Origin of the sequence: Flammeovirga sp. MY04 (assembly GCF_001682195.2) — a bacterium.
GTDB classification, from domain to species: Bacteria; Bacteroidota; Bacteroidia; order Cytophagales; family Flammeovirgaceae; genus Flammeovirga; species Flammeovirga yaeyamensis.
This window is the reverse complement of record NZ_CP003560.2, coordinates 4,506,487-4,520,035: the sequence shown is the minus strand read 5'-3', so window position 1 is coordinate 4,520,035 and position 13,549 is coordinate 4,506,487. Positions and strand designations below refer to the sequence as shown.

Genomic DNA, 13,549 nt, shown 5'->3' with positions numbered 1-13,549 from the left:
TGCTTGATGGCTTTTTTTAATTTTATTGATCAAATGAAATATTAGGTATTTTCAAATCATCTGAGATTATTTTTACTCTTCTATTCTTATGATAAAGTACATATGAAATATAAATGAGTATCAGATTCAAAATAATACCGATTAAACCTCCTTCTAAACCGAATTCACCGCCTGTCAGAAAATCATTTGAAGAAATATAATCTATTTTGAAAAAACTAGTAGGCATTTTTAACCCACTTACATTAAACCCATAAAACATTTGACTGAAGTTCCAGCTGAAGTGCAAAAAAATAGGATAGATTAAATTTTTAGTATACACATAGCTTATTCCTAATACTAATCCTGCTAAGAATAAATTAATAATACCCAAAATAGATAAATTAGGGTTAAAACAATGAAGTGCCATAAAACCAAAAGAACATATAAACAAAGGAATATACTTATTTGAATAGGATTTCATCAATTCTCTAAGAACATATCCTCTACATAAAATTTCTTCTTTTATACTAACCAAAACACAAACTAAACCTAATAATAATAGATCGCTTAATTTTGGAAATGCTTGATTTAGTTCAATTTGAGAAAATAGTTTTAGACTGATTATTGTAATTGTAATACCAATAAAAGGAAAAAGAATACCAGTAAAAACATCTCTTCTTTTTATTGAATTTAAAGTTCCAACATTCATTTTATACCATCTCTTTAATTGATGTCTATACATAAGTACGAATGCCAAAATTGCTGCAATGATTGATTTTATGTTTATTACCAAAATGCTGTAAATGGAACTAAAATCCGTAAAACTTAAATCTACCTTCAGAATAACATTTGATAAAAAAATTAGTATTAAGTCAACAATGATAAATAGAAAGATGATTAGAAAGGGGAAAAATAGCTTTTTGAGGTGTTTCATAGTAATATATTAAACAGCCTCAGTTCTAAACTGAGGCTTAATGAGAATTTATTCACCATATTTAGTTCTATGACGAACACTATAGTTTGGTCTATCGGACGTGTGTAGACTTCCAATAAAATACCCTAAATCATACCAAAAATTACCACCACTTGTTTCTACAAGTTCCTTTTTATTCAATTCTTTCATGTTATTATCTATTTAGTTGATTCTACACCATCATTAAATCCTTGTACAAAACTAGAAAGGGCTAACCCTAAATTTGCTGCAGCCCATACCCAAAGGTATCCACCATTAACCTCTCGAACTTCCTCAAGTTCCATTTCCTGAAATTTCATAATAATTAGTTTTTTCAGTTTGTCACCTACTCTATTTATTTATATCAATCCTCTAATTTTCGGCACCCTTAAAAGAAAGATAATCAAAGTGTTGCTAGCTTTATTTTGATAACTCAAATATCTGATTTGTCACGGAAAAAATTTTGCCGTGAAAAAATTAATTTAAAATTTCTCCACTAATTTTTAAAATATTTATTTGAGAACATATCATTTGATATTGTGCGTCCAAATAATTAATAGATGCTGATAATGTTGCATTTTGTACTTGTCTGTAATCAAATATATTTATTGCTCCTAAATCCAACTGTTGTGCTGATAAATTGAGATTATCTTCTGTAACTGTTTTAGCTTGTTGTAATACCAAAAGTCTTTGCTGATGATAATAATATTCGTCCATCAACTGATTGATGTTACTTTCTAACAATAATTGTTGCTTATCAATGCCAAGTTGAGCCTGATATTGCTTGATTTTACTCGATTGTATTTTTCTGTTAATCTGTCCACCATTGAACAATGGTAAACTTAACATTACTCCAATATAACCTCCGTACAAATGACCTTTATTGGTTTGTGTAGCTACTCCTCCATCTATTATAGGATAATCTGCTTTTAACCAATTTAAATTACGTTGATAGCCAGACTCAAATAATATCTGAGGCTGCCTTTCTGTTTTAGAAATCTCTGTTTCAATTGTATTTTTTACCAATTGTTCTTTTGCTTCCTTCAATTTAGAATTAAAAAATAAGGTTTTACTTTTTATCGTATGCTCATCTAATGACATAAAATGAATGTCTAATGTATCTGTTAAATGGTATTTTTTTGAAACTAAATTTTGACCAATTATTTGATTTAATAGAGTGAAGGCTTTGGATAAATTTAATTCTTGTTGCAATACTAGTAATGAATCTGTATACCAATTTGATTGTTCTCTTGTCAACTCAAAATAAGTATTTTCTCCAAGTTCTATTCCTTTTTGAAATTGATGTACCCTTAACTTTGAAAATTGACATACCTTTTGCAATAGAATTAATTTCTCCTTTTCTACAACAACTTTATAATATTGTTGCATCACACTTTCAATAGTATTCTCAGCATTTATCTGATATGATATTATTGCCAAATTCTCGAGTGTATTCAATTGTTTTTTTTGCCAACCTACTTTATTTCCATTAAAAACAACCCATCTTAAATCAACACTTGCATCTATTGTTAAATTATTATTCTGTCCTTCTAATGAAAAAGGTGTTGCAGGTTGATTAACTTGCTGTAAACCTCTATTACTATTTGATAAAGAAATTTGAGGTGCCCTTCCTGCGTTACCCCAAGTATTTTGTTGGTGTTTTTGTAATATGTCCTGATGTGCTATTTGTAAATCATAATTATGAATCAATGCAAATTCTATTGCTTGCTTTAAAGACAATCTTTCTTGGGATTTAACTGAAAAAGCATACAAAAGAAACCAACTTAATAAATGTATTTTTTTCATTGTTAATTCATTTTATATTGAGCAATAGAGGAAGCCATATCCTCATGATAAAATCCAAAAAAGAAGTAAAACGGCCTTGTATAAGTGTAACTCCCTCTTAACTGATCATAATGAATTTCCGCACCCATATCTTTCATCATAGAAATCAGGTTTCTTAAAGTTCTATCCGAAATATCCATTTTTGTTGCTAATTCCTGAGGAGTACCTGTAGCTTTTCTTCTGATTAAATCGTCAATTCTTTTTATCCTTAATAGTTGTTCTTGAAGTTTCATAGTTTATTTTAGTTTGGTACTTGAAGTAATTCTTGAATATTGGAAGGTATTTGGGAAGCCCATAATTCTTTGTACTTACCATTTCTCGACAATAAATCATAATGGATACCTTCTTCTTCTAAATGTCCATTATCTAATACAATAATCTTATCAGCATGCTGGATGGTAGATAATCGGTGTGCAATAACAATGATAGTTTTTCCTTGTTGTAATAAAAACTGTATTGCTCCCTGAACATATTGTTCCGATTTACTATCTAATGATGCCGTAGGTTCATCCAATATCAACACTTGCGGATCACGGTATAAAGCTCTTGCAATTGCTAGTCGTTGACGTTGTCCTCCTGAAAGAGATGCTCCTTTTTCTCCAACTTCCGTTTGAAAACCATTAGGTAAAGATTCTATGAATGAAAGAATACCTAAATCTTTACAAATACCTATTACTTTTTCTACATTAGGCTGTAAATCTCCCAAAGCAATATTTTCTAAGACACTACCTTTGAAAAGCTCAATATTCTGAGGTACTACACCTATTACTTGACGTATTGAAGATTTTGTGTAATAATTTAAGTTAGTATCACCTAATAAAATTTGTCCTTTTTGAATTGGATATATTTTTTGTAATAAAGCAGCAATTGTTGATTTCCCTGAACCACTTTCTCCTACTATTGCAGTCATTTTCCCTTTTGGGATAGATAAATTTAAATCTTCAAATACATCAACTCTTGAACCGTAACGAAAGTGAACATTTTGAAAAATAATAGTGTCTACTTTCTCTACAGTTAGTGTGATTTTTTCTCTCTCATCACTCACTTGTTCATTGTCCAAATCCATTAATTCAAATAATCGATCTGCTGCAATCTTAGCATCTTGCCACTGTGAATTCATACTAATTAATGCTCCGACAGGACCTGTTAAGTAATTTAACAAAGCATTGAAAGATAATAATTCTCCGGGGGTAAGTTCTTGATTTAGCACAAAATGGGCTCCAACTCCTAGAATAATAATAGTAAAAGATACAGATACGAAATGTGTAGCATTCTCAGAGAAAATATGTGTTTGTGCAGTACTAAAAACATTTTTAAGTGTATCAATAAATTTGATTTCCGTTTTTAGGTTGGCAAAATTTTCAATTCCCATTCGTTTGATTGTCCGAATAGAATCAATGGATTCTACTAATTGAGACTCTAATTCAGCACTACTTTCCATTAATTTTCTTTGATATTTTTTATTTCGATAATTAACAAAAGCATAAAGTCCTCCCGAAATAGGTAAAATAGCAAACATAATAATTGCTAGTTTCCAAGAATAGATAAACATTGCAAAAAAAGAGAAAATTAAAATACATACATTAATTACAATAGATATTCCACTATCATTAATAAATGCACGTATTTTAACTGCATCATTAATTCTAGATACAATTTCACCAACTCTCATTGTATCAAAAAAACGTTGGGGCAGTTTTATCAAATGTTGATAATAACCCAATATCAATCGAGCATCAATCATTTGACCTGTTCTAAGTACTAATTGGCTTTTTAAGGCTCCTATAATGAGTTGAAAAATTAAAATAACAAACATACCTATGCTTAAAAGCCACAGTAAATTTTTATTTCCGTCTACCAATACATAGTCCACAATTTTTTGGATATAAATGGATGTACTTAATCCTAATATTGTAAAAACTAATGCTCCAATAATGGCTTGTATGAGTACGCTTTTATGTACATTGATTAAATCCCAAAATCTTAGCCCAATTGATACAGACTCATTTTTTTTCTCAAAATTAACTGATGGTGTGATGAGTAATAAAACTCCAGACCATAACTGAGTAAACTTTTCTTTAGAATAGGAATGAAATTGTCCATCCCCTGGATCCATTACGGTCACTTTATCCTTTTTCACTTCTGTAATGACTACAAAATGATGTAAACCATTTTGTAAAACCATATGTGCAATGGCAGGAAAAGTAGCTTCAGGGAGAACTTCAATATTACCCTTAACTCCTTTCGCATCTAATCCTATTTTTTTTGCTGCTTCAATTAAACCTAAAAGATTCGTTCCTTTTTGATCAGTAGAAGCCAATTGTCTTATTTTGGCTACTGAAAAATCTGCACCATAATATCGGGACACACACAACAAACAAGCAGCACCACAATCTGTAATGTCTCTTTGTTTGACTTTTAATTTTGTCAGTTTCATGAAATAGTTATTAGTATAATTAGTTTTTAGAAATACTTGTTGAAGATTGATTTCGAATCGGATTTAACCAATCATCAGTTTGATCATATAATAAATCTAAGAGGCTTCTTTTTGTAACAATAAATCTAGCCCTTAATGTCATTCCTTTTTTTATTTGCCCCTTATAACCATTAGAAAGAGTGAGATAGTCTTGATCCAATTGACATTTTATTTTAAAAATAGGTTGTTTATCAATTAAGGTAACGTCATGGTAAATCGTTTTAATCTTTCCATTAAGTGTCCCCCAGTCATTATAATTGTAAGCATCTATTTGAAAAACAGAAGACATGCCCTCTTTTAACCAACCAATATCTTTAGGTGTAATATAACATTCAGCGATTAGATCAGATTGTGGGGTAATTTCTCCAATTTTTTGATTAGCAAATAACACTGTTCCTTCATGAATCCCTTTAAAATCTTGTAGTACACCACCTATTGTAGCATACACAAAATGTTTTTGAATTTGTTTGTCAATCTGTGCTATTTCTGCATTTAGATTTTCTATTTTCACATGATGTTCATCAAGGTCTAATGCCCACTCAGCTTGTGCTTTCTTTTGTCTTTGACCTAAACTACTTTTAGCCTTTTTAATTTGTAATTCGGACTGATCCAATTCTTTTTGGGAGATAGCTCTAGCATTAGCTAATTTTTGATTTCGAATTAGATTTTTTGAGGCTAATTTAACTTCTTCTTCCAAAAAAGAAATATCATTCAAATAATCTTCATACTTTTTCAAATAATTCTTAGTCAGAAAATCTCCTCTGTGAATTAACTTATTCTCAGTTAAACTCAATAATAATTGAATATCGTGAGATTGCTTTTTTAATAATTGATGATGCTTTAGAGAAAATTTTTTCTTGAAGTGTAGCTCCATAGTGTCCAATACAAGTAAAATTTGACCTTTATCTACATTAGAATTATCAAAAACTTTAACATCAAGTACTTTTTCCGTTAAGGGAGATTGTAATTGAAATTTTTCATGTACAGGACGTACAATGCCATAAGATTGTACCGTTATTGGTACTTTAATGATAGGTAGACACCCTAAAAAAATACAAACAAAAAAACCAATACGAAATAAATTGATTTTGAAGTTTTGTTTAGTTCAGAATAATAGTTGGGCATCATTACCTTAACCAGCTCAGAAGGTAAGAATTTCATATTTAAATCATTAAACAGTATAATTTATTACAAAATCAAAACTTGTTAATGAATTTAAATAAATCAAAGAAAGAATAAAGTATTATATAACACTACAGCTTAAATACTATTTTTTCTTACTTTTTTACAACTACATAAAAAATCTATTCTATAAAGACTAAAACCATTTTTATCCCATACTTTCAAACACCCCATCAATCAACCCCTTCACCGCTTCCAAAGTCTCATACTTATAGGTGCTAATCTCCTTACAACCCGATATCATCGCAGAAGTTTTTTCTCCCCTGTGGAAACAGTAAATCGGCTTTTTCATTTCTAAACCTCTGCCAATTTCATAACCTACTCCTAAAGAAGGAACAGTCACGTCTGCAATAATCACATCTGAGGCGATAAGCCAAGCCATATCTTGATTATGAATTTCGACATCAGTAATTGCATCTTCTTGGAGATCCATTTGTCCGATATGTTCTGTGAGCACCTCCCCATATTTTTTTAAATGGGAAATGATTTCTTGATATAATTGAGCATCTTGACGTCCTCCGCGGATAGAACCAGAGAAATATATTTTCATTTTAAAATTGAGTTTAATCTAAAGTCTAAAGCTATATAAAAATTTGATATTCAAGATTGATCTACCTTTTTTTTTAACAAAGAAACCACTATCAACAATTAAAGTTAATAGTGGCGTTACAATTTACATCAAAATATTATGCTAGCTTAAAGTTCTACTTGAACGTGCTGGTTATAATTGATTGCATTCATTAAAAAGAATGCCCAATTGTCTTTAGAGTACTTGATTACTGAAGCTTCATTTCCTTCACTTAATCTTGTCACTACTGCTTGATTCATGAATATATTTTCAGGATAATTTCCTCCCGATTTTTTAAACTCTTTTTCAGAAATTTGGGCAACCTCATTGTTTGCATTGTTCTTCACATAATATGAATTAGGAACAAACTCCATTACAGCTCCTTTAAACTTATACCCTTTTTCCTCTATTTGAAGATGGACTTTCACTTGGGTGTTTTTTCCTTTTGGATCATAAAAAACGGTCACCTCATTACTCGAATCATAATTGATGGCTTGTAATAATACAGGCTTTACTTTTTTACCTTTTGTGATATCGATTTTCTCAAAATAAGAAACCTGAGATTTAGAAATCATCACTTTAGATAAATCCTTATCACCTACATAACTAATTGATTGATGTTGATTGACAAGATCACTTACCTTCACATCTTTTGAGGTCCCAATAAAAACGGATTTAATATTTTCCAGCTTTAGTTTCACTTTTTGACCAGTAGCCTGATCTTTTACATGAATTTGAGTGATAATATTATCAATACTACCAGAAACAAATTTGATCTGTCCGCTGACATATTCACCTTCCTCTGTAAGTACAGAAACGGGAGAGGATAACTCTATATCGTCTGTATTATTAGTGAAATGTGGCATATCCGAAGGTTTAAATGGATAAGTTGGGTTTTTCTTCGATAAATCAATTTCAACAGGAATTAGCTGAGCATAAATTGATGATGAAAAGAAGAAAATCATCACAATAGAAATAATAGTATTTAGCTTCATTTTTAGAATGTATTATAAGTTTAAGTTTTAATTAGCGTTTTACATTCTTTATTTACGTTGAAAAAACGAAGTAGTATTTCTTTATTTTTCTCCTATTGTTCCGAAAAAGAGCCAAAAAAAGTCATGAGAACGGATTCCCATGACTTCTATATTTTTGAATTAAATGAATTAATAATTCCCCCACTTAATGTACGTTTCTAAATCTTTATCGCCTCTACCCGATAAATTGACTACCACTACATCGTCTGGTTTAAAGTCCATTTTACCTAGTGCAGCAAAAGCGTGAGCAGATTCTACCGCTGGAATAATACCTTCCAATCTCGATAATTCTACTCCGGCTGTCATTGCCTCATCATCGGTAACATATTTGAATTGAGCTCTTCCAGAATCAAATAAGTGTGCGTGGATTGGTCCGATACCAGGGTAATCCAAACCAGCAGAAATCGAATAAGGTTCTACCACCTGACCATCTTCCGTCTGCATCAAAATAGTTTTTGATCCGTGTAAAACGCCTGGTGTACCTAAAGCTGTTGTCGCTGCCGACTCACCCGACTCAACACCTAAACCTGCCGCTTCTACTGCTACTAAATTCACATCCAAAGCATCTAAATAATGATAGAAAGCACCTGCAGCATTTGAGCCACCACCCACACATGCAATCACATGGTCTGGGTTTTCCTTACCTTCTTTCTCTTTTAATTGCCATTTCATTTCCTCAGAAATAACCGACTGGAATTTAGCCACCATATCAGGATATGGGTGAGGTCCCACTACAGATCCAATGATGTAATGTGTATCTGTTGGGTTATTGATCCAGTGACGCATCGCTTCGTTCGTCGCATCTTTTAATGTTTTAGAACCACTTTTTGCTGGAACAACTGTGGCTCCCAAAAGACGCATACGTTCTACGTTTGGACGCTGACGGGCGATATCAATTTCTCCCATATAAACGATACACTCCAAGTTCATCAAAGCGCAAACTGTTGCTGTAGCCACACCGTGTTGACCAGCACCTGTCTCTGCAATAATTTTCTTTTTGTTTAATCGTTTCGCTAATAAAATCTGACCAATAGTGTTGTTCACTTTATGTGCACCTGTGTGGTTCAAATCTTCACGCTTAAGATAAATTTTCGCTCCGTATTTTTCAGATAATTTTTTCGCAAAGTATAGAGGTGTTGGACGACCTACATAGTCTTTCAATAATCCATCAAACTCTTCTTTAAACTTTGGATCGGCAATCATTGCCTCATAATTTTCTTTCAGCTCTTTAACGTTCGGATAAAGCATTTCTGGAATATATGCTCCTCCAAATTGACCATAATAGCCATACTGATCTGGTTCTTGATAAGTCATATTTCTTTATTTATCGTTGATGGATTTCACCCACACTGATAAGGAAGTCAATTGCTCCACATCTTTTAATGCCGGTGATATCTCAAATTTACTATTTACATCAATTCCTTTGCAAGGTAAGTGATCTAACTTTCTGATATTCTTAATATTTTCAAGTGAAAGTCCACCACTCAACAGAAAAGGTTTTGTTGAATTGTATTGTTCTAAAACTCCCCAATCAAATGTTTCTCCAGTTCCACCATGTATAGGCGATTTCGTATCGAAAAGGAAGTAATCCACAAATGCTTCATAAGGCTTTAGTACTTCAAAATTAAACTCATCTTTAATTCCGAAAACTTTAAACACCTCAAATCCCTTTTCTTTTAATGACTGACACAACTCGGGAGTCTCTTTTCCATGCAGTTGAATGACATCAAAATGATATTTTTTAGCGAAATCAAGAATGGTTTGTTCCTCTTCATTCACAAACACTCCTACTCTTTTCGTTGGAATATCATTCGACCATTTTTCTTCCAAGAAAGAAACGTCTTCTCTTTCTATAAACCTCGATGAAGGAGGGTACATGATAAAGCCCATATAATCAGGCTCCAATGTTAAGACATCATAAATATTCTTTTGATCTCTCATTCCACAAACCTTCCAACTGACGGTTTTGATATTTTGTTTGTCTTTGATCATGAACTAAAATTTAACTCAATCTATCTATCACAAAACTATGTCTATAAAAAAACTAATCCTGGTTTCCTTATTATTTGTTTCTCCTTTGATGGTGTTTTCTCAGCAACCTGAATTTAAATCAATCAAAACTTTTACTGAAGGAAATATTACTACATTAGTTAAAAATGCTTCTATAAGTATTTCAAAAAGATTATTTGAAACTGATACAATAAGATTCAATTCAAACATGGATACTATCTTTTTCTCTTCCACTTATTTCAATAATATTTTTGTTACCAATCACCCAAATACACGGAAAGAAAAATTTCAAATAATACCTTCTAAAAAAGCATTTTATGTTGTTGAATTAGATTCTATCATTATCGATTCTTTAACCTTAAAAGAAAACAGTAAAAAGAAACTAGAATTTTTTCCTCAATGTGAAGCTGATTCTATTAATTTCTTAATGAAAGAACAAATTATCACACTGTCTGAAAATGCTAAAATCAAATTTGAATTATTTATGGTAAAGGGAAATAAAATTCAGTATAACTTCTACACAAAAGATATTTCCATTTACATTTCAAAAGACATTCTAACAATTATCACAAACCCTGAAATTATTTCGATCCAAGGAAAAATTAAATCAAAGATCGATAAAAACGGATACCTAATTTTGAAACAAGACTGTATTTACAACAGTGAAACAAATATTCTCCGCCCCTTAAAATAATTTCAAAAAGAAGGAGGCAACTACTATCTTTGATATATGAAAAACATCAGTTTCCTTCTTCTTTTCGTTGTTTTGTTTCTTTCCGGATGCAACCGACAGTTCTACGACAGAGAGCGTTCTCTCGATTATACTGCCGATAATGCGTATATCGATCAGAAGAAAAACATGCTCTGTCTAAGAGGAAACGCCGTTTTTATTGGTCCTGAAATTGAAATTACTGCAGATTCCATAGACCTTCACCATCGTTCTGGTTTGGTCGTTGTTTATGGAACTGAAGATGGTCCTGCTGAAGTGTATATCAAAAGTGATAACCTAAAAGTATTGGGTAGCTACCGCATGGCAGGAAGTAGAGATACCTTCTACAGACCTTTTGATTATTACCCTCAGGTGAACCGACTTCGCTTTCATTCTGAAAAGAAACAGCCTTTCTTCAAGAAAACTAAAGTTGACCAATAAAGTCGATAGCCGCTTGTGCTGGATTCTCCGTTTTCATGAAATTCTCTCCTATCAAAAAGCCTTTATAACCGTACGTTTTCAGCTCTTTGATATTCTCGATATTACTGATTCCACTTTCCGATACCTTCACAAATTCGTTAGGGATTTTCTCTGCCAACGCCTTAGACGTTTCGATGCTTACCTCAAACGTTTTCAAGTTTCTGTTATTTACACCGATTAAATCCATACATGGATCAACATGTGCATTTAACTCTTCTTCGTTGTGTACCTCAAGAAGTACTTGCATACCCAAATTTCTAGCTACTGCAGCATATTGCTTACTCTCTTCTGGAGTCAAACAAGCAGCAATCAAAAGGATAAAATCTGCTCCAATCGACTTTGCCTCAATAATCTGATATTCATCAACGATGAAATCTTTACGGATAATCGGCACCGGAGAAACTGAACGAGCAGCTAATAAATCATCTACTGTTCCTCCGAAAAATTCCTGATCCGTTAAAACAGACATCGCAGATGCTCCAGCTTTGAAATATCCTTCGGCAACATCAGATACTTTGGCAGTACCGTTAATTAGTCCTTTTGAAGGTGATTGTCTTTTGAACTCAGCAATGATACCCGATTTCGTGGGACTTCCAATCCACGCTTTCGCTGATACTGGTTCTTTATCAAATAGTGGTCTTGATTGTAAATCTGCCACTGTCAAAATTTCTTTTCTTGCTGCTACCTCAATCTTTTTGTGGGCAACGATTTTATCTAAAATAGTCATTTGATATCGACCTTTTATTGTGCTATTAATTTTTTGAATGAGTTCAATGCTGCACCCGATTCTAAGGATTCTTTCGCTTGGGCAACACCTTCAATTAATGGAAGACCCTTACCAGTGGCAATCGCTACACCTGCATTGGCTAATACCGCTTGCTTCTGAGGTTCCGTACCTTTATTCTCCAAAATATCAGTGAAGATCTTTGCCGACTCTGCAATTGATCCACCACCAAATAAAGATTCTTTCGTCTGATAATTCAATCCTAAATCTTCTGGCTTCAGTAACTTCTCAGCATCTTTAGTAATCATCTTAAATGGAGATGTTAGAGAGATCTCATCGTAAATATCCAACGAGTGAAGGATGGCAAATTGCTTATCTGTTTGCTGATATAAGTAACCATACAAACGAGCAATTTCTAAGCTGAATACACCTACAATTTGTTTCTTAGGGAAAGATGGGTTTACCATTGGTCCTAACATATTGAAGAATGTTTTCACACCCAATTCTCTACGAATCGGCGCTACATTTTTCATCGCTGGGTGGAACAATGGAGCGTGAATAAAGCAAATCCCTGCCTCCTCTAAATTTCTTTTCAGTGTATCGACATCGTTGGTGAAATCGTATCCGAAATGGGCCATCAAGTTAGACGATCCACACACAGAAGACACACCATTGTTACCATGTTTGGCCACATTTTGTCCGGCACCTGCTACAATAAACGATGATAAAGTCGAGATGTTGAACGTATCCTGACCGTCACCACCTGTACCACACAAATCCATGGCATCGAAATCGTCTAAGTCAATTCTTAGACATAATTCCAACATGGCATCTCTAAAACCAGTAAGTTCTTCCACGGTGATGCTTCGCATAGAATACACCGTTAAAAATGCAGCAATCTGAGAAGGGTTAAACTCTCCCTGTGCCAGTTTAGTTAAGGTTTCTCTTGCCTCTACTTCCGACAAAGAACCGTACTCGAAAAGTCTGTTTAAAATCTTTTTCATAATCCTTGATTTATCCCTGTACCCAGTTTTTAAGCATTTCCATACCGTGTTCTGTCAATACCGATTCTGGATGGAATTGTACGCCTTGAACATCAAATTCTTTATGTTGAACGGCCATTACATAGCCTTTTTCGTCTCTAGCGGTTACTTGCAAAGGTGTTCCTGCTAAGCTATCCGATTGAATCACCCAAGAGTGGTAATGTCCAATCTTAAATGTGTTAGGCAATCCTTGGAACAAACGAGCGTCAGGAGTCGTTACCTGTGCCGTGTCTTGTACACCATGCAATGGATAATTATTTTCTAATGATGCACCGAAAGCTTCACCTATGGCCTGATGCCCTAAACAAACGCCTAAAATACTTTTCGACGAGGCATATTCTTTAATCACCTGCGGCATAATGCCTGCTTCTGATGGAATACCCGGTCCCGGAGAAAGAAGGATTTTGTCGTATTTACCGACTTTCTCTAAAGTAATTTTATCGTTTCTAAATATATCTACCTCTTGCCCTAACTCTCTTAAATAATGCACCAAGTTGTACACAAACGAGTCGTAATTATCGAGCACTAATATCTTATTCTTCATCTC

At 33.0% G+C, this 13,549-nt stretch carries 16 protein-coding genes; 2 read left to right on the top strand and 14 right to left on the bottom strand.

Going from position 1 to position 13,549, the window contains the following annotated elements:
* Positions 1-22: 22 nt before the first annotated feature.
* The 11 genes from MY04_RS17955 to MY04_RS17905 all read right to left on the bottom strand — a co-directional run bounded on the left by MY04_RS17955 (position 23) and on the right by MY04_RS17905 (position 10,028).
* Positions 23-913 (bottom strand): CPBP family intramembrane glutamic endopeptidase, encoded by an 891-nt coding sequence (locus MY04_RS17955; RefSeq protein ID WP_084005957.1) that lies wholly within the window; start codon positions 911-913, stop codon positions 23-25.
* Between the two features lie 48 nt (positions 914-961).
* Positions 962-1,102, bottom strand: a complete 141-nt coding sequence (locus tag MY04_RS17950; protein WP_158297760.1) for a hypothetical protein — start codon at positions 1,100-1,102, stop codon at positions 962-964.
* Between the two features lie 8 nt (positions 1,103-1,110).
* Positions 1,111-1,251 (bottom strand): hypothetical protein, encoded by a 141-nt coding sequence (locus tag MY04_RS17945; protein WP_158297759.1) that lies wholly within the window; start codon positions 1,249-1,251, stop codon positions 1,111-1,113.
* A gap of 157 nt (positions 1,252-1,408) precedes the next feature.
* Entirely contained in the window at positions 1,409-2,737 is a 1,329-nt protein-coding gene (locus MY04_RS17940; protein WP_066211949.1) for a TolC family protein, read from the bottom strand.
* 2 nt (positions 2,738-2,739) lie between these two features.
* On the bottom strand, positions 2,740-3,009 hold the full coding sequence (locus tag MY04_RS17935; RefSeq protein ID WP_066211948.1) for an HTH domain-containing protein: 270 nt from the start codon (positions 3,007-3,009) through the stop codon (positions 2,740-2,742).
* 8 nt (positions 3,010-3,017) lie between these two features.
* Positions 3,018-5,213: a peptidase domain-containing ABC transporter gene (locus MY04_RS17930; RefSeq protein WP_066211946.1), complete on the bottom strand. Its 2,196-nt coding sequence runs from the start codon at positions 5,211-5,213 to the stop codon at positions 3,018-3,020.
* A 19-nt stretch (positions 5,214-5,232) separates the two neighbouring features.
* Entirely contained in the window at positions 5,233-5,988 is a 756-nt protein-coding gene (locus tag MY04_RS17925; protein WP_169055542.1) for an HlyD family secretion protein, read from the bottom strand.
* 594 nt (positions 5,989-6,582) lie between these two features.
* Positions 6,583-6,984 (bottom strand): nucleoside 2-deoxyribosyltransferase, encoded by a 402-nt coding sequence (locus MY04_RS17920; RefSeq protein ID WP_066211943.1) that lies wholly within the window; start codon positions 6,982-6,984, stop codon positions 6,583-6,585.
* A gap of 146 nt (positions 6,985-7,130) precedes the next feature.
* Positions 7,131-7,997 (bottom strand): hypothetical protein, encoded by an 867-nt coding sequence (locus MY04_RS17915; RefSeq protein ID WP_066211942.1) that lies wholly within the window; start codon positions 7,995-7,997, stop codon positions 7,131-7,133.
* 168 nt (positions 7,998-8,165) lie between these two features.
* Positions 8,166-9,350, bottom strand: coding sequence for a tryptophan synthase subunit beta (gene trpB / locus MY04_RS17910; protein ID WP_066211941.1), 1,185 nt, complete (start codon positions 9,348-9,350; stop codon positions 8,166-8,168).
* 6 nt (positions 9,351-9,356) lie between these two features.
* The gene (locus MY04_RS17905) at positions 9,357-10,028 is read right to left on the bottom strand and encodes a phosphoribosylanthranilate isomerase (RefSeq protein ID WP_066211940.1); all 672 of its coding nucleotides are present in this window, start codon (positions 10,026-10,028) and stop codon (positions 9,357-9,359) included.
* 37 nt (positions 10,029-10,065) lie between these two features.
* On the opposite strand from MY04_RS17905, the gene MY04_RS17900 reads away from it, so the two are divergent.
* Together MY04_RS17900 and MY04_RS17895 are read left to right on the top strand one after the other, a co-directional pair.
* On the top strand, positions 10,066-10,740 hold the full coding sequence (locus MY04_RS17900) for a hypothetical protein (protein WP_066211939.1): 675 nt from the start codon (positions 10,066-10,068) through the stop codon (positions 10,738-10,740).
* A gap of 36 nt (positions 10,741-10,776) precedes the next feature.
* The gene (locus MY04_RS17895; RefSeq protein ID WP_066211938.1) at positions 10,777-11,196 is read left to right on the top strand and encodes a hypothetical protein; all 420 of its coding nucleotides are present in this window, start codon (positions 10,777-10,779) and stop codon (positions 11,194-11,196) included.
* Here MY04_RS17895 and trpC read toward each other — a convergent pair.
* The 3 genes from trpC to MY04_RS17880 are packed head-to-tail and all read right to left on the bottom strand — an operon-like array spanning position 11,180 to position 13,546.
* Positions 11,180-11,962: an indole-3-glycerol phosphate synthase TrpC gene (trpC, locus tag MY04_RS17890; RefSeq protein ID WP_066211936.1), complete on the bottom strand. Its 783-nt coding sequence runs from the start codon at positions 11,960-11,962 to the stop codon at positions 11,180-11,182. The two genes, MY04_RS17895 and trpC, sit on opposite strands and share 17 nt — an antisense overlap.
* A 14-nt stretch (positions 11,963-11,976) precedes the next feature.
* A complete protein-coding gene (gene trpD, locus MY04_RS17885) occupies positions 11,977-12,963 on the bottom strand; it encodes an anthranilate phosphoribosyltransferase (RefSeq protein ID WP_066211934.1) in 987 nt (328 codons plus the stop codon).
* Between the two features lie 10 nt (positions 12,964-12,973).
* The gene (locus MY04_RS17880; RefSeq protein WP_066211932.1) at positions 12,974-13,546 is read right to left on the bottom strand and encodes an anthranilate synthase component II; all 573 of its coding nucleotides are present in this window, start codon (positions 13,544-13,546) and stop codon (positions 12,974-12,976) included.
* Positions 13,547-13,549: the final 3 nt, after the last annotated feature.

What these genes read in the sequence shown, in the direction of transcription:
- MY04_RS17950 (WP_158297760.1), bottom strand. Translation starts at nt 1,102, where the DNA reads ATGAAAGAATTGAATAAAAAGGAACTTGTAGAAACAAGTGGTGGTAAT.
- MY04_RS17945 (WP_158297759.1), bottom strand. Translation starts at nt 1,251, where the DNA reads ATGAAATTTCAGGAAATGGAACTTGAGGAAGTTCGAGAGGTTAATGGT.
- MY04_RS17880 (WP_066211932.1), bottom strand. Translation starts at nt 13,546, where the DNA reads ATGAAGAATAAGATATTAGTGCTCGATAATTACGACTCGTTTGTGTAC.
- MY04_RS17935 (WP_066211948.1), bottom strand. Translation starts at nt 3,009, where the DNA reads ATGAAACTTCAAGAACAACTATTAAGGATAAAAAGAATTGACGATTTA.
- MY04_RS17905 (WP_066211940.1), bottom strand. Translation starts at nt 10,028, where the DNA reads ATGATCAAAGACAAACAAAATATCAAAACCGTCAGTTGGAAGGTTTGT.
- trpC (WP_066211936.1), bottom strand. Translation starts at nt 11,962, where the DNA reads ATGACTATTTTAGATAAAATCGTTGCCCACAAAAAGATTGAGGTAGCA.
- trpB (WP_066211941.1), bottom strand. Translation starts at nt 9,350, where the DNA reads ATGACTTATCAAGAACCAGATCAGTATGGCTATTATGGTCAATTTGGA.
- MY04_RS17920 (WP_066211943.1), bottom strand. Translation starts at nt 6,984, where the DNA reads ATGAAAATATATTTCTCTGGTTCTATCCGCGGAGGACGTCAAGATGCT.
- MY04_RS17915 (WP_066211942.1), bottom strand. Translation starts at nt 7,997, where the DNA reads ATGAAGCTAAATACTATTATTTCTATTGTGATGATTTTCTTCTTTTCA.
- MY04_RS17955 (WP_084005957.1), bottom strand. Translation starts at nt 913, where the DNA reads ATGAAACACCTCAAAAAGCTATTTTTCCCCTTTCTAATCATCTTTCTA.
- trpD (WP_066211934.1), bottom strand. Translation starts at nt 12,963, where the DNA reads ATGAAAAAGATTTTAAACAGACTTTTCGAGTACGGTTCTTTGTCGGAA.
- MY04_RS17900 (WP_066211939.1), top strand. Translation starts at nt 10,066, where the DNA reads ATGTCTATAAAAAAACTAATCCTGGTTTCCTTATTATTTGTTTCTCCT.
- MY04_RS17895 (WP_066211938.1), top strand. Translation starts at nt 10,777, where the DNA reads ATGAAAAACATCAGTTTCCTTCTTCTTTTCGTTGTTTTGTTTCTTTCC.
- MY04_RS17940 (WP_066211949.1), bottom strand. Translation starts at nt 2,737, where the DNA reads ATGAAAAAAATACATTTATTAAGTTGGTTTCTTTTGTATGCTTTTTCA.
- MY04_RS17930 (WP_066211946.1), bottom strand. Translation starts at nt 5,213, where the DNA reads ATGAAACTGACAAAATTAAAAGTCAAACAAAGAGACATTACAGATTGT.